Below are 19,036 nucleotides of genomic sequence, written 5' to 3'. Positions count from 1 at the left end.
GTCAGTTGACGGCGGCGGGCGTGAGCGTCTTGAGCTGTGCTTTCTCGAAGTAGAGCTCGAAGAGGCGACGGTGATCGCACCACGAGATGTCGTGGTCGACCGGCAGAATGGCCTCGGGCTTGTGCACCAGGCGCATGAGCTTGTCGATGTTGTCGGCCAGCATCGTCTCGGCGAACCGAGGTGAGATGCGTACGCTGACGCGCTCCTTGAACTCGTCCCAGCTCACCAGATCGAGCCCCAACAGTTCGGCATAGAGATCGTGACCGTAGCCGGTGGGATTGCTCGGCAACAGCCTCGTCAGAGGATGACCGCGCAGCGAGTTGCTCGCCATCACGTCACACATCACGTCGACGGGGACGTAGTTCATGCCAGGGCCGTCCCAGATGGCACCGGCAGCGATCGCCAGTTCGATGATCCGCCAGAAACTGTAGACCCGGCCAGGATCACGCCCGAGTTCGGTGCTGCCGAGGATGTAGGGGGCTTCGCACAGGGTGACGGAGTAGGTGTCCGACATCGACAGCCAGCCCAGCAGCGTTGCGTTGACCCACTTCATCTGCGCGTATCCGGAGTACCACCACGAATCGGGACGACGGAAGTCCTCGGGCTTCTGGTACAGGTGGGCACCGATGCTTCCCACGTACGTCAGGTGCTTACGGGTGGAGGTGATGCTGAATTCGAGGATGCGCAGCACGCTGACGAACCAGTCGTCGCGCAGCTCGGCGTAGCTCTCGGTGTAGTCGGTCGAACTGGCGCAGTTGAAGATCTGCCCCACTCCGGCAGCCAGGTCGTAGTAGGCGGCCTTGTCCAGACCGAACCGGAACTTCGTCGGCGTGCCCTCGACGATGCGGATCTTGCCGGCGTCCACCACGATCTCGTACTGATCGAACGTGCGCTGCAGACGCTCGAGAGCCGTCTCTTCCTCGGTGGAACGAACCATCGCGTAGACGACCTCGACGGCGGAATCACGAGTGAGGCGGCCGATCAGGTGAGCACCGAGAAAGCCGTTGGCTCCGAACACGAGTGCGGTATCGGTGCGCGGCGCTGCCATGTCTGCCACCCGTCTGCGAGTGTCCTCGTCGACGAACGGTCGCAGCGCCGTCGGATCGCCGTTGCTCAGAGCAACGACGTCGGCGTACTTCCCGGCGAACCGTAGCCCCGGGCATTCGTTGGTGATCAAAGCGTCTGCGTGCGGCCAGATCGGACGCAACGATCCGTCTCCGAACAGTGCTTCTACGTGCATTCGTGCTCCCCTGCAACGGTCGGTGTCCCACATCACTCGGACGGGCAGACGTTAGCAATGACGGAGCCGGACAACCGGATGACCGAGAAAGTCTGGTATAGCCCACAGTGACGCTCAACTGCCGTTGAGAGGATTCCCAACAAGACACAGAAAGTCGGCGTTCTGATTGGTACGCGTTACGACCGAAACGCGTTATGCAGGACAAGATGGGTCGTTCGAAGGTCTAATCGGTCTTCATGACTGCCGTAGAGCCACACCCCCTCCTGCAACCCGTACGCGATCCGAGCGGCGGGGACGCTGCGGCTGCATGGGCGGCGATCGTGCGCGAGGAGCCGCGCTACCCGAGAGTGTCGGTCGCGGCGAACGTCCGCATTCCGATGAGCGACGGAACTGTGCTGCGCGCATACGTCTTTCGCCCCGCGGACGCGTCGGGACGGGCGGTGGAGGGTGCGTTTCCCACCGTCCTGAACCTCACGCCCTACAACAAGCTGCTGATCAAGGGCATCGACACCATCCTCGAGACCCCGGTTCTGGGTCGTGCGATCCGAGCCTTCTCGTCCGCGTTCGACCTGACCGGAACCCGGTTCGACGGCATCACCGAGCTCACCCGGGTGGTAGCGGGCGGGGCGGCCGACCTGCTCTCGGTCAACCGTCATCTCGTGCGCAGCGGGTACGTGCAGATGATCGTCGACGTCCGCGGCACCGGAAGTTCCTCGGGCACCTGGGACGTGCTCGGCCGCCGGGAACAGCTCGACTCGCTCGAGGTGATCGAATGGGCCCGACGCAGGCAGTGGTGCAACGGCAGGATCGGGATGGCCGGAATCTCGTACTCCGCCATCAACGCCCTGCAGGCCGCAGCCAAGCAGCCTGCCGGCCTCGACGCGGTGTTCGCGGTCGAGGGGTCGGTGGACATCGTGCGCGAGATCTTCGCCACCGGAGGTGCCACCTCGGCATTCATTCCGCTGTGGCTCGCCGCCGTCAACGGGCTCAAATGGGCACCTGCGATCGGCGGAATCGACCCGCTCGCCTGGCTCCGCGATCGCGCTCGATCCCCGGCCACGAATCTGCTCGACCTGGCCAAAGGCTTTGTCTCGGGAGGAGATCCGCGAATCTACGACAACGAGTACTACGACACCATCGATGCCGTCATCGAAGACATCGCGGCACCGACATTTCTGTACGGCTGCTGGCACGACATCTTCGGCGGGTCCGCACCCGACATCTACAACCGCCTCCCTCTCGAACGCGGATACAAGCAGCTGCTCGTCGGCGACGGATACCACGGCAACCCGGGAATCGGGTTCGGCGAGCCGGGCTTTCCACCTCGCCTGGACGTACTCGAACGCGCTTGGTTCGACAAGTGGCTGCGCGACGTCGACAACGGAATCGAGAACTACGGCCCCGTCACCCTGCGTCAGCAGGGCGGCAATTGGACTGCGCACGGGCGCTTTCCGGCTCCCCAGGCGCAACCGCGCCGGCTCTACCTGTCGGCAGCGGCATCGGGCACCGCGCCCCACGCCGTCGCCGACGGCAGCCTCACCGGCCTGCCGAGCGCCGAGTCCGATGTCCTGACGGTGCGCCCCTCGCTGCGAGCCGTCGTATCTCGGGACACCACACAGGTTCTCGCCGGTGTGACGGCAGTCCTGGGCGGCGGCTTCACCTACGACAATCGATTCGCCGAGGGCGGCGCAGTCACCTTCACCACCGCGCCTGCCGAGTCGGACACCGTGCTGTCCGGCCCCATGAATCTGCATGTGCGCGTCGTCTGCCATGCGCCGGAAGCGATGTGGGCCGTCATGGTCTGCGACGTCTCCCCGAGCGGCCGGTCGATCGTGCTGAGCAACGGTGCCCTGCTCGCCTCACGCCGTGCCGTCGACGACGAACGCTCACTGTTCGCTCCGAACGGCGATTACACCCGCCCGTACCATCCGCTCACCGAGGCAGCGCTGCTCCCGGTGCCCGTCGGCAGACCCATCGAACTCGACATCGACATCCTCACCACCGAAGCCGTCATCGCATCCGGCCACCGCCTCCGCGTGAGCGTATTCGCCACCGACACACCGCGGTTCATCCCGATTCTGCCGGATCTGGTGCGTACGCGTCTGCGCCGACAGGACATCGACATCGACCCGGACGATCCGAGCTACCTGGTGGTGCCGGTACTCGGTGAGCCAGGCTGGTAGGAACGAGACCATGAGAATCGAACAAGGTGTCGCGCCGACGAACTCCGTCGAGATCGCATACGAGGACATGGGGTCGACCGACGATCCCGCAGTGCTGCTCATCATGGGCCTGTCCGCGCAATTGACGTTGTGGCCCATGGACTTCTGCACCCGTCTCGTCGACGCCGGCTACCGGGTGATCCGCATCGACAACCGCGATATCGGGTTGTCCACCAAGATGACCGGGCAGAAGGTACGAGGTTCCCAGATCCTTCGGCTGATCCGGCACGAGTTCGGGATGTCCTCGGACGTGCCGTACACGATCACGGACATGGCGGCCGACGCCGTCGGCGTGCTGGACCATCTCGACATCGACTCGGCGCACGTCGTCGGTGCCTCCATGGGCGGAATGATCACCCAGGTGTTCGCCGGAAGTTATCCCGACCGAACGAAGTCTGTGGGCATCCTCTTCTCGAGCACCAACGAGCCGTTTCTACCGCCACCCGACCCACGCGCGCTGCTGCCGCTCATCGGCGGCGTCGGGAAGGACGCCACCAAGGACGAGATCATCGCGCACTCGGCGAAGACGCTCGCCGCGATCGGCTCCCCCGGCTACCGCACTCCGCCGGAAGAGCAGCTCGAGATCGCACAGGTGATGTACGAGCGGAACTACAACCCGTCCGGTGTAGTCCGGCAGATGGCCGCCATCACCGGCACCGGCAGTCTGCGGCCGTACACGAAGAAAATCACCGCACCCACCACGGTCATCCACGGCACCGCGGACAAACTGGTGCGACCGTCGGGAGGCAAGGCCATCGCCCGTGCCGTCCCCGGGGCCGAGTTGACGCTGATCGACGGCATGGCCCACGACCTGCCCGCAGCACTGCTGGACCGCATCGCCGGGATCATCCTGGCCAATTTCGCGCGAGCTGCGTAGCACCACGGACCTCATCACGCAACGAAGGCCGGCACCCGATGAATCGGTGCCGGCCTTCGTGATGATGCTGAACTGATTTACGCGTTCGCGTCGTCCTCGAGGAGGTTGCGCGTGCGGTTCGGATCGACCTGGACGCCGGGTCCGGTGGTGGTCGAGACGGTGACCTTCTTGACGTAACGACCCTTGGCCGACGACGGCTTCGCACGCAGGATCTCGTCCAGCGCAGCGCCGTAGTTCTCCACCAGCTTGGTCTCGTCGAACGAGGCCTTGCCGATGACGAAGTGCAGGTTGGCCTGCTTGTCGACGCGGAAGTTGATCTTGCCGCCCTTGATGTCGTTGACGGCCTTGGTCACATCGTTGGTGACCGTGCCCGTCTTCGGGTTCGGCATCAGGCCACGCGGTCCGAGGACACGGGCGATACGGCCGACCTTGGCCATCTGATCCGGGGTGGCGATCGCGGCGTCGAAGTCCAGGAATCCGCCCTGGATGCGCTCGATCAGATCTTCTGCGCCGACGACGTCGGCTCCTGCTGCCTCGGCCTCTGCAGCCTTCTCACCAGCGGCGAAAACAATAACCCGAGCGGTCTTGCCGGTGCCGTGGGGAAGGTTGACGGTGCCGCGCACCATCTGGTCGGCCTTGCGAGGGTCGACGCCGAGACGCACTGCGACCTCGACGGTGGGGTCGAACTTGCTCGACGCGGTCTCCTTGGCCAGCTTCGCGGCTTCGAGAGGCGAGTAGAGGTTGTCCTGGTCGATCTTTGCGGCCTGCTCGAGGTAGGCCTTGCTGCGCTTTGCCATGTCTTACTGTCCTTCGTTCGAGTTCAGTGTGGTTGACGAGCCTGGCCGGCTCTCCCACGTGTCTTGCTTGACGGCTGAGAATCAGCCTTCGACGGTGATGCCCATCGAGCGAGCAGTGCCGGCGATGATCTTCGCGGCCTGATCGATGTCGTTGGCGTTGAGGTCTTCCTGCTTGGTCTTGGCGATCTCGCGCACCTGGTCCATGGTCACCTTGGCGACCTTGGTCTTGTGCGGCTCGCCGGAACCCTTCGCCACGCCTGCGGCCTTGAGCAGCAGCTTGGCAGCGGGGGGAGTCTTCAGCTTGAAGTCGAACGTGCGGTCTTCGTAGACCGAGATCTCGACCGGCACGACGTTGCCGCGCTGCGACTCGGTCGCGGCGTTGTACGCCTTGCAGAACTCCATGATGTTGACGCCGTGCTGGCCCAGCGCGGGGCCGACGGGCGGTGCCGGGTTGGCGGCACCGGCCTGGATCTGAAGCTTGATGATCCCGGCTAGCTTCTTCTTCTTCGGGGGCATTTCTTTTTCCTTGTATTCGCTCGGGTTTCTTGCGGTTGCTACTGCAAGTCTGTGTGCTCGGCTACTAGATCTTGGAGACCTGCGTGAAGCCGAGCTCGACCGGTGTCTCACGGCCGAAGATCGATACCAGCACCTTGAGCTTCTGCTGCTCGGCGTTGACCTCGCTGATGCTGGCGGGGAGGGTGGCGAACGGGCCGTCCATGACGGTGACCGACTCGCCGACCTCGAAGTCGACCTCGATGGCCGGCTTCGACGTGGTGTCGCCGCCCTGATCGGTTGCGCCTGCGGTCGCTTTCGCGTCCTTCTTGGCACCTTCCTGCGGCATCAAGAACTTGACGACCTCGTTGATGGTCAACGGTGACGGCCGCGAAGTGGCACCGACGAAGCCGGTGACGCCCGGGGTGTTGCGGACCGCTCCCCAGGACTCGTCGTTGAGCTCCATGCGAACGAGGATGTAGCCGGGCAGAACCTTGCGGTTGACCTGCTTGCGCTGACCGTTCTTGATCTCGGTGACCTCTTCGGTGGGAACTTCCACCTGGAAGATGTAGTCACCGACGTCGAGGTTCTGCACGCGGGTCTCGAGGTTCGCCTTGACCTTGTTCTCGTATCCGGCATACGAGTGGATGACGTACCAGTCACCGGGAGCGCGGCGCAGAGCCGCCTTCATCTCGGCAACGGGATCCTCGGGCTCGGCTGTCACATCTGCGTCGGCAGTCTCGCCGTCTTCGGCGGGGACATCCTCACCGGCGGCAGCGGCGACATCGGCCTTGATTGCTTCGTCGGTCTCGCGGTCCTGAGCGGCCTGCTCCGCTTCGAGGCCCTGCTTGGTCGCCTCGACATCGGCGTCGAATGCGGCCACTTCGGTGGCGTCGTTGTGCGGCGTGCTCACGTCAGCACCCTTTCTCTAGTTTCCTGCTCGGTTCGATCGTCGATGGGTCACGCAGCTGCGATCGGTCAGCCGAACAGCCAGCCGACGCCCTGGATGAAGAGCACGTCGAGGCCACTGATGTACGCGACCATGAACGTCAGGAAGACGAGCACGACGGTGGTGTAGGTGACCATCTGCTTCTTGTTCGGCCAGATGACCTTGCGAAGCTCGGCGACGACCTCACGGAAGAACTGCAACAGACGCAGAAACACGTTCGGCCGCTTGTCGGCTTTGACGTTGCCCGATCGCGTCCTACCGGTCTTGACCTTCGCCGGCGTGGTGGTCGCGGCCGGAGCCTTGGACATCGACACGCCCGCAGCGCTGCCGCGGGACCTGCTGGTCGATCGCTTGCCGGTGGGCACCACGGCGTCTGCAGCGGATTCACCGGCAGTGGTGTCAGCATCGGAAGGACGGCCCTCGGAGCCAGGTGCGACGTCGTCTGAAGCCGAAGAGTTCTCGAACTCCTCCGATCGACCGTCGCGCTTACCGCGCTCCTCGCTCACGTCGTTCCTCTCAGTTGCTGACACCTTGGGCAGGGGCGACAGGACTTGAACCTGCAACCTACGGTTTTGGAGACCGTTGCTCTACCAATTGAGCTACGCCCCTTCGGCCGAAACTTCTCGGCCGCTCTGGTGTCCATTCGGCCGGTCGCTGCCGCACTACCTCTGGAAGAGGACGCGGGCAGCGCAGAGCGCCGAATTACCCCAGAAATCTCAGTGTACTGCACACCCTTCGGAACAGATAAATCCCGTCGTCCCGGCCGTGAACGAGCTCGACCGGACCGACCCGTGCTCAGGCCAAGCGCACCGTTGCGGTGGCTCGCCCGAAGATCTTCTTGCCGGCGGACTTGGCGACGATGGCGACGGTCGCGGTTCGCGTCTCGGCGTCGGTTGCCTTGATCTTGCCGGTGAACTCCACCGACGCAGGCGAATCGACCGGGACGAGCACCGCACTGGTGAAGCGCACGTTGTACTCGGTGACCGCACCCGGGTCGCCGAGCCACGAGGTGACGAAACCGGCACCGAGACCCATCGTCAACATCCCGTGAGCGATGACGTCGTCCAATCCGGCCAATTCGACGACTTCGTCGCTCCAGTGGATCGGGTTGGGATCGCCGGACACGCCCGCATAGTTCACCAGGTCACCGCGGGTGAGCGAAACGACGCGCTCGGGAAGCTCGTCGCCGACCGACACGTCGTCGAAGTTACGAAGCGCCATGCCTGATCACTTCCTTCACCGCATGGGCGATGTTCTCGTCGATCTCACCGCCGGTACGCGCCACGATGGTCGTCCAGGTCGTCTGAACGAGATCGCCGTTCTGATCGGTGATGATGTTCTTGGTGGTCATGATGTCGCTGCCGCTCATCTGCCGGAACGACTCGAGATACACGTCGCAGAAGATTCGATCGCCCACCTGGAGCGGGCGATGGAATTCCAGCCTCTGATCGGTCTGCAGAATCTGACTCGGGTCGTATCCCGTGATGACCTCTTGCAACATCCGGGTCTGCGACATGATTCCGAGCAGCGACACGAAGGTCAAGGGCGCGATGAGACCGTCGTAGCCGAGGCCCTTCGCTGCGTCCTCGTCGTGATGCGCGGGATGAAAATCCTGGACGGCACGCGCATACTCACGAACCTTCTCGCGGCCGACCTCGTAGAAGTCGTCGACGCGGAAATGAGAACCGACCATGGACGCCGCGTGAGCGGACGCATCCATGGCCGGGACGTCGTGCTGAGCTTGTGACACGGAAAGACAACCTTTTCTACCCTGGACGCAAGAGCCGTTAGGGGGAGAAGTGTGTCCTAACGCCGGGCGCCGACTGGTGAACGGATCTGCGACCAGCGAGCCGAGCGGAACTAGCGAGATTCGCGGTGAGCCCGATGCGTGCCGCAGTTGGAGCAGAACTTCTTCAGCTCGATGCGGTCGGGATCGTTCCGACGGTTCTTCTTCGTGATGTAGTTGCGGTGCTTGCAAACCTCGCAGGCCAAGGTGATCTTGGGCCGCACATCGGTGGAGGAGGCCACTGGACGCCTACTTTCGGGTAAATCTGATCAGGGTCAATCAGGACTGTTCATGAGTGCTACGGGTCGTGCTTGCCTACTGTGTAGCGGTGACCGGACTTGAACCGGCGACGCAACGATTATGAGTCGTTTGCTCTACCAACTGAGCTACACCGCCTCAGGTGCTCACCGTCCACCATCCCACGCGGGGAACGCGACGTCGAGCCATCCAATCCAGCGAGCCCCCTAACGGAATCGAACCGTTGACCTTTTCCTTACCATGGAAACGCTCTACCGACTGAGCTAAGGGGGCGAGCAACTACGCATGTTGCCGTGCGCTGAAGCCTTCAAGAGGTTACACATTCGGAGCGCCCAGTACCAAATTGCGTGGTCAGCGAGCCCAACATGTCCCTCTTCACATGGAAACCCCAGCGAGGAAAATCCTCGCCGGGGTTCCAGGTGTGGCAGATGTAGGATTCGAACCTACGTAGGCATAAGCCGACGGATTTACAGTCCGCTCCCATTGGCCGCTCGGGCAATCTGCCGTGATGCGATCGAAGCCCGTACTGCTCTTCGGCGCGGTGAGAAGAATACAACGAACGTCCCCCCGGAACGCAAACCGGGTGGATACGGTCGGTAGCGGGCCGATAAAGTCCCTGCGGGATGTGGACCGACACCACCGCCAAACAACATTTCGATTCGACTGGAGAGTGTGAGAAGTGGCTGATTCGTCCTTCGACGTAGTGAGCAAGGTCGACCGACAGGAAGTGGACAACGCTCTCGGACAGGCCGCGAAGGAGCTGGCGACCCGCTTCGACTTCCGAGGATCGGACACCAGCATCGAATGGTCCGGCAGCGGCGAGTCCGAGACCATCGTGATCACCTCCGAATCCGAGGAGAAGGTCAAGGCCGCCCTCGACGTGTTCAAGGAGAAGCTCATCCGACGCGATGTCTCCCTCAAGGCGTTCGAAGCCAACGATCCGGCCGCGTCCGGCAAGGTCTACAAGGTCACCGGCAAGCTCGTGCAGGGCATCACCACCGAGAACGCCAAGAAGATCACCAAGAAGATCCGCGACGACGGCCCCAAGGGCGTCAAGGCCCAGATCCAGGGCGACGAACTGCGCGTGAGCAGCAAGAAGCGCGACGACCTGCAAGCCATCCAGCAGCTGCTCAAGAACGAGGACTTCGGAATCGCACTGCAGTTCGTCAACTACCGCTAGAGCGGCTTCGCCGCACGTGAGCGGAAATTCGTAGCAGGCTACGAATTTCTGCTCACATGGGTCGTTCCCGCAGGCTCCGTCAGTACGGCCGGTGGCCTGCCATCCGCTCGAGTCGCTCGATGCGGTCGGCCATCGGCGGGTGGGTGGCGAACAGTCGACCCGCCTTGTCGCCGATGCGGAACGGATTGGCGATCATCAGATGCGACTCGGCTGCCAATCGTGGCTCGGGCGGCAACGGTGCCAACTGCACGCCCCGCTCGAGTTTGCGGAGCGCCGAGGCCAGCGCCAGCGGATCTCCGGTCAGCTCGGCCCCCGACTGATCTGCCTGATACTCACGCGAACGAGAGACCGCCAGCCGTACCAGGGTGGCCGCAATGGGCCCCAGCATCGACACCAGCAGCAGCGCGATCGGGTTCGCGCCTCCGTTGCCGCGTCCGCCGAATACGTTGGCGAAGAAGGCCAGGTTGGCCAGGCCCGAAATGACGGCAGCCATCGCCCCGGCAACCGACGAGATCAGAATGTCGCGGTTGTAGACGTGCGAGAGCTCGTGACCGAGCACCGCTCGTAGTTCACGCTCGTCGAGAATGCGCAGGATGCCCTCGGTGCAGCACACCGCGGCGTTGCGCGGATTGCGTCCGGTGGCGAACGCGTTGGGGTTGTTGGTGGGGCTGACGTACAGCGCAGGCATCGGCTGATGAGCCGTCGTCGCCAACTCCCGCACGATCCGATACATCGCCGGTTGCTCGAGTTCGCTCACCGGCACCGCGTGCATCGATCGCAGGGCCATCTTCGCGCTGTTGAAGTACGCGTAACCGTTGACGCCAACCGCCAGGACGATCGAGCCGATCAGAATGGTCGCGTTACCGAACAGCGAGCCGATGAAGACGATGAGCGCCGACATCCCGACCAGCAGGCCGAATGTCTTTGCGCCGTTCGCGTAACCGTTCATGTCCGAAGTGCCTCCTCGTACCGGGTGCTACTACCCGATCAACGAAAACACCCCGACCGGCAGTTCCCGGTCGTCAGCCCACGCGTTCGACGGTGTAATCCACCAACCGGCCGAGCGCATCGTTGGCCGGTCCCTGCGGCAGCAGTGCGAGTTCTGCGTGTGCCCGAGCGGCGTATTCGCCGAGTGTCCTCTTGGCCGAGATCATTCCCGGTGACCGCTGCAGCAGCTCGAGAGCCTCGGTGACCAGAGCGTCCTCGGTGACCGGACCGGCGAGGATCTCGCGCAGTCGATCGCCGTCGGCACCGTCCTCGCGCAGCGCGAAGAGCACCGGCAGAGTGTGTACGCCCTCCCGCAGGTCGGTGCCGGGAGTCTTGCCGGACTGCTCGGTGGCCGAGGAGATGTCGATGATGTCGTCGGAGATCTGGAAGGCGGTACCGACCGCGTCGCCCAGGCGCTCGAGTCGTCCCACGTGCTCGGCATCGCCGCCGCTGAAGGTTCCGCCGAAGCGTCCACACGATGCGATGAGCGAACCGGTCTTCTCCCACACGACCTTCAGATAGTGCGCGACGGGATCGTCGGTGCTCTTGGCTCCGATGGTCTCGCGCATCTGACCGGTGACGAGTTCTGCGAAGGTCTCGGCGATGATGCGCACGGCGTCGGGTCCAAGGGTGGACACCAGACGAGACGCGTGCGCGAACAGGTAGTCGCCCGCGAGGATCGCCACACTGTTACCCCAGCGTGAGTTCGCGCTCTCGGCACCTCGACGCATCGACGCCTCGTCCATGACGTCGTCGTGATAGAGCGTCGCCAGGTGGACCAGTTCGACAACCGTGGCCGCGGTGACGATCGCCGGATCGGTCGGCGACGGTCCCAGCTGGCCGGTGAGCACGGTGAACAGGGGCCGGAATCGTTTTCCGCCGGCCTTGGCCAGGTGCAACGCAGCCTCGGTGAGAAACTCCTCACCATCGGAGAGCTCACTGATCATCAGCTCTTCGACGCGTGCGAGGCCGTCGGCGACGGATCGCGCGAGCTCCGGGTCACCCAGGTCGACTCCGGCAACGACCGTTGCTACGGCAGCGTCGTCTGTACTCACGATGTTGGTCCCTGTCCTGTCGTCGACATGCCGGCAGCAGCGACTTCAGCGCCGCTGCTCGCCTTCTACCGTAGTGAACCTAGCGTGCACACCGGTGCGACGGTGTCACCGACCACAGGTGACGCTTCACTCACCGAGGTTGCCGGAGATGACTTCCAGCGTCGCGGCCATCGCTGCCGACGCTCTGTCACCCAAGGCGTCCGTCAGAGCGGCCATCAGACCTTCGAGCAGGATCACGTGCGGAATCCGGCTGGTGACGGCGAGTTCGCGCTGGAAGCTGAGGTCGCGCATGCCCACCACCAGTGCGATGTCCGACGCGGCCGCCAGGGTCGAGCGAGCAAAGGACGTCACCGAGACCACGGTGGCTCCCCGATCCCGAGCGGCCTGAGCGGCCTTGGTCGATGCACTCGTGGCACCCGATCCGCTGATGATCAGGGCCACATCGCGATCGGTGAGAAGCCGGACGGCGACCTGCTGCGCGATCGAGTCGGTCGGTGCGTGCGAGCGCAGGCCGACCGAACGCATCCTGGCATCGGTATCGGCGGCCAACGCGGCCGAGAGTCCGTTGCCGATGACCACGACGGACTCGGCACCGGCGAGCGCAGCCACCGCGCGAGTGACATCCTCGGTGGTCAACAGTGCCGTCATCGCCGCGATGGAATCTCCGACATGGGCGAAGGTCTCCGTCACGATCGCGAACGGACCGTCCGCCGACCGCTCCTGCGCGGGCAACGCCCGGGCCGCATCGCGCGCGAGCAAGACTCGCAGCTGCTGATAACCACCGAAGCCGAGACTCTGACAGGTACGCACCACCGACGCCCGTGACGCCCCGGCCGCGTCGGCGACCTGCTGCGAGGACATCTCGACGATGTCGGCGGGACGTCGGAGAAACACCTCGGCGACGGCCCGCTCGGCCGGCAGCAACGACGGAATGATCGATCGGATGTGCGGCACGACTCCACCGGGCGCGAGATCCATGCTCATATCTTGCTCATACTTTTCTCTGCCATCCCCAGCTCCCGTCGATGATGCGTCGACGCACCTGACCGGAGACCTGGTCGATGAGCACGGTGATGACCACGACGACGATCAGCAGCATGCCGACCGCGCCCCACTGGCGGTACTGCACGTTGTCCACCAACATGCTGCCGATGCCGCCTGCACCGATCAGACCGAGGATGGCCGATGCGCGGACGTTGATCTCGAAGCGATAGAGCCAGAAGGCGAACACCTCGGGTGCGACGTCGGTCCACAGTCCCCACCGCACGATCTGGGCCGTCGAGCCGCCTGCCGCTCGGGCCGCTTCGATCGGACCTTTCTCCGCGCCTTCGATGGCCTCGTAGCCCCACTTGCCGAGAGTGCCGACCGAGCCGATGGCGATCGCGAGTGCGCCGGTGAACGCGGTCAGCCCGGTGACGGACAGAATGAGGATGGCAATGACGACCTCGGGGACTGCACGAATGACGGCGAACACGATGCGCAGCGGCCATCGCAGCCAGAGCGGCCCGATGTTCGCGGCTGCGAGGAAGCTCAGCGGAAACGACACGACGATGCCGAGCACCGTTCCGAACCAGGCCATCTGCACCGATTCGATGGTGGCCGAGACGGCCTTGCCGAGTGCGGACACGTCCGGTGGCGCGAACATCAGGCCGGCGTAGCGCACCAGGTTCTGTGGCAGGTCGAGCAATCTGTCCCAGCGAATCTCGATGCCGTACAACGACAGTGCGAACACGGCGAGGATGCCTACCCACACGGCGGTGCGCAGGGGGTTGCGTGGTTTGCGCGGCCGGGCCGGAGTGGCACGGGTGGTGCGGTCGATGACGCTCATCCGACCAACTTTCGACGGGCCCAGGACGAGATCAGTTCCAGCGCCAGGACGATGACGAGAATCTCGAGGATGATGAGGCTGAGCTGGTGATACTTGTAGAAGGTGCGGACGTTGTCGATGAGCATGCCGAGGCCACCTGCGCCGACGAGTCCGATGACCGCCGAGGCTCGGACGTTCAGCTCCAACGTGTAGAGACTCTGCGAGACGAACGCCGGAAAGATCTGCGGCGCAACAGCACTGCGATCGGCCGCAATCCAGGTGCCTCCGGCAGCGAGGGCCGCTTCCTGCGGACCGCGATCGACGGAGTCGAGTGCCTCGGAGACGAGCTTGACGATGATGCCGACGTTGAACACGATCAGCGCCAGAATTCCCGACAGCGCTCCCGTCCCGACCACCGCGACCAACACCGCTGCGTACAACAGATCAGGTACGGCGCGAACGACATTCATGATTCCGCGCACGACCGTCAGGAGCGGCCGATTCGGGTTGGTCACGCGTGAGGCCGCGAAGCTGAGCGGAAAGGAGATCGCGGCACCGATGGCGGTCGCGATGACGGCCATCTGCAGGGTCTCGAGGATGGCGTCGACGGTCTCGGGGAAGAACCAGTAGTCCGGCTGCATCAACTGGATCAGCTTGCCGGTGGCGTTGCCCCAGTTGTCGATGATGTCACCCAGGTCGGCACCGACACCGACGCCCGCCCAGACGGTGATCAGTCCGATGACGGCAAGTGTCACAACGGTTTTCCATGCCGAACGCGGCTTCACCGGCCGAGTGGAAACAGAAGCGCTCACAGCTCTGCCTTGGCTTCCAGCACGTCCTCGGCGGTCAGCGAGCGGCCGTAGATGCTCTCGAACACCGATTCGTCGGCGTCGCGGCCATGGCCGTCGAACACCACCTTGCCGTCGCGCAACCCGATCAGCCGGTCGCCGTAGCGGCGGGCGAGATCGAGGAAGTGCAGGTTGACCACCACGGTGATGCCGAGTTCTGCGTTGATGCGCTGCAGGTCTCGCATGACGACGTGCGACGTCGGCGGATCGAGCGAGGCCACCGGTTCGTCCGCGAGGATCACTCGCGGTTGTTGTGCCAGTGCCCGGGCGATGGCGACCCGTTGCTGCTGACCGCCGGAGAGGGACGACGCCTTCGCGTAGGCCTTGCCGACTATCTCGACTCGCTCGAGCGCCTGCATGCCCAGTTCGGTGTCTTCCGCGGACCAGGCACCGAGCAGGGTTCGCCACATCGGCGAGCTGTGCAGCCGGCCCATCATCACGTTGTTCAGCACGCTGGTGCGCTTGGCGAGGTTGAAGCCCTGGAAGATCATTCCGACGTCTCCGCGCAGATCGCGTAACCCTTTGCTGCTCAGATTGTTCACGGCGCGATCACCGACGGTCACGGTGCCGGAGGTGACCGGCACGAGGCCGTTGATGGTGCGGATCAACGTGGACTTTCCTGCCCCGGACAAGCCGACGACGGCAACCATCTGACCCGCCGGAATATCGAGAGTCACTCCGTCGAGCGCGGTGTGGCCGCCCGCGTAGGTAACCGAGACGTTGTCGAATGCGATGCCGTCGCCGCTCATTCGATCAGTTCCCCAGGCCGATAGTGTCCGCCTCGGTCTGCGCCTGCTGCAGCGCTGCAGGGTCCGCCTTGTCGAGACCGGTGATCTGGTAGATCGCCGTGAGGGCCTCGACGCCCTCGGGGGTGGACGCGTAGTCCTCCATCGCGTCCGAGATGCGCTGCTGCAGATCAGGGCTCAGCGAACTGCTGATCGAGACGCCGTCGTTGGGGATCTCGTTGGTCAGTGCGAACACCACCAGGTTCTTCGCCACATCGGGGGTGTCGGCGACGACGGTCTCGCGGGCGTCCCAGAACGACACGCCCACTTCGTCGTCGCCGTTGTTCACCGACAGCACTGCCGCCGGGTGCGAGGTGACCTGGGTCAGGTCCAGATCGGTGGTGGAGTCGATACCGGCCTCTTTCAATGCGGCGGAGGGGAAGACGAATCCGGCCGAGGACGCGGACTGCAGCATGACGGTCTTGGCACCGTTCATCTTGCTCAGCGAGTCCAATCCGGCCGGACCCGTGCCGCTTTCGGTTCCGTTGCAGTACAGCAGGCCGTTGGCTCCGGTGACGGGAGCGTCGTCGCAGTACTTGTCGGGGTTGTTGGTGTAGAACTGCGCGGCGTAGGTGGTCTTGCCCTTGCGCACGGTCTGCAGAGCCGGCTCGGCCCCGTACTTGTTGCAGGCCTGCACCATCTGCAGCGGCGGCAGCATGCCGATCTGGGCTTGGTTGGCACCGATGGCCTCCACCGCCGCCTGGTAGTCCTGTGTGATGACGCCGCGGACCGGGATGCCGAGGCGCTCGGTGAGCGCGTCCTGCAGCGGCTTGACGGTTTCGACGAGCTTGTTGGCGTCGCCCGAGGGGACGAGTGCCAGCGTCAGCTCCGACGGGTCGGCTGCATCTGCCGAGCTGGACCCGGTACAGGGCGACGCAGCCGAGGATTCGGTGGTGGACTCGTCGCGGGCTCCGCATCCGGCGAGCGAGGCGGCGAGCAGTCCGGTGGCAACCACCGCGAGCAAGGGAGTGCGGATTCTCATGACTGTCCTTCGTGGGTGAGTGCGAATGCTGCTGGATCGGTCGACCATTCGAGAAGTTCGTCGTACAACGCCGGAAACGACGAGGCGGAGAACGTCGCTTCAGGGCGGGGGTGACCGTGGCGGTCGATGTAAGCGGTGACGGCACCGCGCCGATGCGGTGCGTCGAGGTCGTTGCGCCAGATGTCGCCGACACTGGCCAACAGATGGGGTGATCGCGCGCCCAGTAGCGAGTCCACCAGCGCGGGCATCTTCTCGGGCTTGCCTGCATCGGTGACGACATGATCGACAGCCGCGGTCAGACCGAGCCGGTCGAGGGTTTCGATCACGCCGCGCCGCGGGGCATTGGTGGCCACAACCACGTCGGCGCGGACGAGATCGAGAAAATCCGCGAGCCCGGCCGGTGCCCACACCTCGAGCTCACCTGCGGCGAGGCGCTCGCGGGACTGCGCGTATGCGGCGGCGAGAACAGCAGCGTCCACTCCCACCGACAGCTGCTGGACGGCGGAGTAGCCGTCGAGGTACTCCCCCGCGCCGCGGTCCAGGAAAGCCGTCAACCCGGCACGGAGAGTTGCGGCGGAGATGCGGTCGAGAGATTCGGCCACCGCGTCTGCGTAGGCCCAGACCGGGTCGTCACCGAGGCAGACGGTGCCGTCGAAGTCGAGGAGGAGGATCGGTTGGTGCACGTGAGAGACGCTAGACCCGCCATGAACGATCCGTCCATAGATTCTGAATCTATGAAACAAGCGTTCACACGGCGTTAACCGGAGCCCCTTCACGGCACCGAGTCGCTCCGGTCGGGATACTGGAACTCGTGAGCACCCCCCACCCCGTCCCACCCACCGCGACCGACGTTCTGGTCGTGGGCGCGGGCCCCGCAGGATCGTCCGCTGCGGCATGGGCCGCGCGATCCGGCCGCGACGTCGCCCTGGCCGACGCGGCAGTCTTTCCCCGCGACAAGACGTGCGGTGACGGGTTGACGCCACGTGCCGTCGCCGAGCTCGATCAGTTGGGTCTGGGCGAGTGGGTGCGCGGCAAGGCGCGCAACCGGGGACTGCGACTGAGCGGATTCGGCCAGGAACTACAACTCGAGTGGCCGAGCAGATCGCTGCCGACCATCGGAAGTGCCGTCCCCAGAACCGAATTGGACGACAGGATTCGCGTCGTCGCGGTCGAATCCGGGGCCGTCATGGCCGAGGGAGCCAAGGCTGTCGCCGTCACCCGCGACGGCAATTCGGTCCGTTCTGTCACACTCCAGACCGCAACCGGAGCCCACGAGATCTCCTGTCGCACACTGATCGTCGCCGACGGTGTCCGTTCCACTCTGGGCAAGCAACTCGGGCGACAGTGGCATCGCGACACCGCATTCGGCGTCGCGGCTCGCGCCTACATCGACTCGGGCCGCAGCGACGACGAATGGATCAGCTCACACCTCGAATTACGTGACGCCGCAGGCACTCTGCAGCCCGGTTACGGCTGGGTCTTCCCGCTGAACGACGGGACCATCAACATCGGCGTCGGCACCTTGGCCACCGCCAAGCGGCCTGCACCCGGAGCGCTGCGCCCGCTTCTCGACCTCTACACCCACCAGCGTCGCGGCGAATGGGACCTCGGCGGGGAACTGCGCTCGGTGGCGTCGGCGCTGCTGCCGATGGGCGGAGCGGTCTCGGGCATCGCAGGCACCAACTGGGCCATCATCGGTGACGCCGCAGCCTGCGTGAACCCACTCAACGGCGAGGGCATCGACTACGGACTCGAAGGCGGCCGCATGGTCGTCGACCTGCTCGATCACCCCGACCTCACCGACGCGTGGCCGAGCCTGCTGCGCGAGCACTACGGGCAGGCCTTCTCCATCGCCCGACGCCTCGCCGGACTGTTGACCGTGCCGAGATTCCTACCGGCTGCAGGACCGGTGGGCATGCGCTCGCGGGCGCTGATGAAAGTTGCCGTCCGCTGCATGGGCAACCTCATCACCGAGGCCGACAGCGACCTCGTAGCGCGCACGTGGCGGGCATCGGGAAGCGGATCGTTGAAAGTCGATTCCCGGCCGCCGTTCTCGTGAACCGCGCTACGGTCGAGTTGCCTTGTGCAGCGCGACGATTCCGCCGGTGAGGTTGCGCCACTGCACGTCGGTCCAGCCGGCGTCGGCGATGCGCTGCGCCAACTGTTCCTGCGTCGGCCAAGCGCGGATGGACTCGGCGAGGTAGACGTACGCGTCGGGGTTACTGCTCACCGCGCGTGCGACTTTCGGCAACGCCTTCATCAGGTACTCCATGTACACGGTGCGGAACGGACCGAACACCGGCGTGGAGAATTCCGAGACGACGAGCCTGCCGCCGGGCTTGGTGACGCGGGCGATCTCGCGCAGTCCGGCATCGAAGTCCGAGACGTTGCGGAGGCCGAACGAGATGGTGGCGGCATCGAAGCTGGCGTCGGCGTAGGGCAGTGCCATCGCGTCGCCTGCGACCATCGGAACACCTCGCTGCAATCCGGCCTGCAACATGCCCTTGGAGAAATCGGTGGCCACGCACCAGGCTCCGCTGCGACCGAGTTCGACGGTGGAGACACCGGTGCCTGCAGCAAGATCGAGAACACGCTCGCCGGGTTTCAGATCCAACGCTCGCCGAGTGAGCTTGCGCCAACTGCGGTCCTGCCCGAACGAGAGAACGGTGTTGGTGATGTCGTATCGACGGGCGACGCCGTCGAACATCGACGCCACCTCGTGGGGCTCTTTTGCCAGGGTTGCGCGTGATGTCTGGGCCACAGGGTCCAGA

Annotated in this window: 21 protein-coding genes and 4 tRNA genes; 4 read left to right on the top strand and 21 right to left on the bottom strand. The window is 64.6% G+C overall.

The features are described from left to right. Position 1: 1 nt before the first annotated feature. Positions 2 to 1,240 carry an SDR family oxidoreductase gene (locus CH306_RS14105; RefSeq protein ID WP_094646914.1) on the bottom strand — a complete coding sequence of 413 codons (1,239 nt, stop codon included), beginning with the start codon at positions 1,238 to 1,240 and terminating at the stop codon, positions 2 to 4. Positions 1,241 to 1,476: 236 nt separating this feature from the next. On the opposite strand from CH306_RS14105, the gene CH306_RS14100 reads away from it, so the two are divergent. Both CH306_RS14100 and CH306_RS14095 read left to right on the top strand, forming a co-directional pair. Next, entirely contained in the window at positions 1,477 to 3,423 is a 1,947-nt protein-coding gene (locus CH306_RS14100; protein WP_045199010.1) for a CocE/NonD family hydrolase, read from the top strand. Positions 3,424 to 3,433: 10 nt separating this feature from the next. Further along, positions 3,434 to 4,339, top strand: a complete 906-nt coding sequence (locus tag CH306_RS14095) for an alpha/beta fold hydrolase (RefSeq protein WP_045199008.1) — start codon at positions 3,434 to 3,436, stop codon at positions 4,337 to 4,339. A gap of 77 nt (positions 4,340 to 4,416) precedes the next feature. Here the strand turns inward: CH306_RS14095 and rplA are convergent, their stop codons facing one another. From rplA to CH306_RS14040, 11 genes are all read right to left on the bottom strand, one after another. Next, positions 4,417 to 5,136: a 50S ribosomal protein L1 gene (gene rplA, locus CH306_RS14090; protein WP_027498276.1), complete on the bottom strand. Its 720-nt coding sequence runs from the start codon at positions 5,134 to 5,136 to the stop codon at positions 4,417 to 4,419. An 81-nt stretch (positions 5,137 to 5,217) separates the two neighbouring features. Continuing rightward, entirely contained in the window at positions 5,218 to 5,652 is a 435-nt protein-coding gene (rplK, locus tag CH306_RS14085) for a 50S ribosomal protein L11 (protein WP_008713829.1), read from the bottom strand. Between the two features lie 64 nt (positions 5,653 to 5,716). Continuing rightward, positions 5,717 to 6,541 (bottom strand): transcription termination/antitermination protein NusG, encoded by an 825-nt coding sequence (gene nusG, locus CH306_RS14080; protein WP_045199006.1) that lies wholly within the window; start codon positions 6,539 to 6,541, stop codon positions 5,717 to 5,719. A 65-nt stretch (positions 6,542 to 6,606) separates the two neighbouring features. Continuing rightward, positions 6,607 to 7,083 carry a preprotein translocase subunit SecE gene (secE, locus tag CH306_RS14075; protein WP_045201020.1) on the bottom strand — a complete coding sequence of 159 codons (477 nt, stop codon included), beginning with the start codon at positions 7,081 to 7,083 and terminating at the stop codon, positions 6,607 to 6,609. Between the two features lie 30 nt (positions 7,084 to 7,113). Further along, a tRNA-Trp gene (locus CH306_RS14070) sits at positions 7,114 to 7,186 on the bottom strand. Between the two features lie 186 nt (positions 7,187 to 7,372). Further along, on the bottom strand, positions 7,373 to 7,798 hold the full coding sequence (gene hadB / locus CH306_RS14065) for a (3R)-hydroxyacyl-ACP dehydratase subunit HadB (RefSeq protein ID WP_032393945.1): 426 nt from the start codon (positions 7,796 to 7,798) through the stop codon (positions 7,373 to 7,375). Then, positions 7,785 to 8,297 carry a (3R)-hydroxyacyl-ACP dehydratase subunit HadA gene (gene hadA / locus CH306_RS14060; RefSeq protein ID WP_045199004.1) on the bottom strand — a complete coding sequence of 171 codons (513 nt, stop codon included), beginning with the start codon at positions 8,295 to 8,297 and terminating at the stop codon, positions 7,785 to 7,787. The genes hadB and hadA overlap by 14 nt, the downstream gene beginning before the upstream one ends. Before the next feature lie 140 nt (positions 8,298 to 8,437). Then, positions 8,438 to 8,605 (bottom strand): 50S ribosomal protein L33, encoded by a 168-nt coding sequence (gene rpmG / locus CH306_RS14055; RefSeq protein WP_027498281.1) that lies wholly within the window; start codon positions 8,603 to 8,605, stop codon positions 8,438 to 8,440. 81 nt (positions 8,606 to 8,686) lie between these two features. Next, positions 8,687 to 8,759, bottom strand: a tRNA-Met gene (locus tag CH306_RS14050). Between the two features lie 62 nt (positions 8,760 to 8,821). After that, positions 8,822 to 8,894, bottom strand: a tRNA-Thr gene (locus tag CH306_RS14045). A 149-nt stretch (positions 8,895 to 9,043) separates the two neighbouring features. Continuing rightward, positions 9,044 to 9,126, bottom strand: a tRNA-Tyr gene (locus CH306_RS14040). A gap of 174 nt (positions 9,127 to 9,300) precedes the next feature. Here CH306_RS14040 and CH306_RS14035 point away from each other — a divergent pair. Further along, entirely contained in the window at positions 9,301 to 9,801 is a 501-nt protein-coding gene (locus CH306_RS14035; protein WP_045199002.1) for a YajQ family cyclic di-GMP-binding protein, read from the top strand. Between the two features lie 79 nt (positions 9,802 to 9,880). Here the strand turns inward: CH306_RS14035 and htpX are convergent, their stop codons facing one another. From htpX to CH306_RS13995, 8 genes are all read right to left on the bottom strand, one after another. Next, positions 9,881 to 10,750, bottom strand: a complete 870-nt coding sequence (gene htpX, locus CH306_RS14030; RefSeq protein ID WP_045199000.1) for a zinc metalloprotease HtpX — start codon at positions 10,748 to 10,750, stop codon at positions 9,881 to 9,883. A 73-nt stretch (positions 10,751 to 10,823) separates the two neighbouring features. Then, positions 10,824 to 11,843: a polyprenyl synthetase family protein gene (locus CH306_RS14025; protein WP_032393941.1), complete on the bottom strand. Its 1,020-nt coding sequence runs from the start codon at positions 11,841 to 11,843 to the stop codon at positions 10,824 to 10,826. 126 nt (positions 11,844 to 11,969) lie between these two features. Beyond that, positions 11,970 to 12,827, bottom strand: a complete 858-nt coding sequence (locus CH306_RS14020; protein ID WP_045198998.1) for a MurR/RpiR family transcriptional regulator — start codon at positions 12,825 to 12,827, stop codon at positions 11,970 to 11,972. A gap of 7 nt (positions 12,828 to 12,834) precedes the next feature. Next, complete coding sequence (gene phnE / locus CH306_RS14015) at positions 12,835 to 13,671, bottom strand: phosphonate ABC transporter, permease protein PhnE (protein ID WP_045198997.1); 837 nt, start codon at positions 13,669 to 13,671, stop codon at positions 12,835 to 12,837. Further along, positions 13,668 to 14,462, bottom strand: a complete 795-nt coding sequence (gene phnE / locus CH306_RS14010; RefSeq protein WP_045198995.1) for a phosphonate ABC transporter, permease protein PhnE — start codon at positions 14,460 to 14,462, stop codon at positions 13,668 to 13,670. The genes phnE (CH306_RS14015) and phnE (CH306_RS14010) overlap by 4 nt, the downstream gene beginning before the upstream one ends. Then, entirely contained in the window at positions 14,459 to 15,247 is a 789-nt protein-coding gene (gene phnC, locus CH306_RS14005) for a phosphonate ABC transporter ATP-binding protein (protein WP_045198993.1), read from the bottom strand. The genes phnE (CH306_RS14010) and phnC overlap by 4 nt, the downstream gene beginning before the upstream one ends. A gap of 4 nt (positions 15,248 to 15,251) precedes the next feature. Next, positions 15,252 to 16,265 (bottom strand): phosphate/phosphite/phosphonate ABC transporter substrate-binding protein, encoded by a 1,014-nt coding sequence (gene phnD, locus CH306_RS14000; RefSeq protein WP_045198991.1) that lies wholly within the window; start codon positions 16,263 to 16,265, stop codon positions 15,252 to 15,254. Then, complete coding sequence (locus CH306_RS13995) at positions 16,262 to 16,948, bottom strand: HAD family hydrolase (protein ID WP_045198988.1); 687 nt, start codon at positions 16,946 to 16,948, stop codon at positions 16,262 to 16,264. Before CH306_RS13995 ends, phnD begins: the two co-directional genes overlap by 4 nt. A gap of 128 nt (positions 16,949 to 17,076) precedes the next feature. Here CH306_RS13995 and CH306_RS13990 point away from each other — a divergent pair, with 128 nt between their 5' ends. Further along, entirely contained in the window at positions 17,077 to 18,324 is a 1,248-nt protein-coding gene (locus tag CH306_RS13990) for a geranylgeranyl reductase family protein (protein WP_094646913.1), read from the top strand. 6 nt (positions 18,325 to 18,330) lie between these two features. Here CH306_RS13990 and CH306_RS13985 read toward each other — a convergent pair whose 3' ends face one another. Beyond that, the gene (locus tag CH306_RS13985) at positions 18,331 to 19,026 is read right to left on the bottom strand and encodes a demethylmenaquinone methyltransferase (RefSeq protein WP_082073920.1); all 696 of its coding nucleotides are present in this window, start codon (positions 19,024 to 19,026) and stop codon (positions 18,331 to 18,333) included. Between the last annotated feature and the right edge of the window lie 10 nt (positions 19,027 to 19,036).

This window comes from Rhodococcus sp. 15-725-2-2b (genome assembly GCF_002259075.1).
Lineage (GTDB): Bacteria > Actinomycetota > Actinomycetes > Mycobacteriales > Mycobacteriaceae > Rhodococcoides.
The sequence above is the reverse complement of the archived record's forward strand: the minus strand, read 5'-3'. Positions and strand labels throughout refer to the sequence as shown.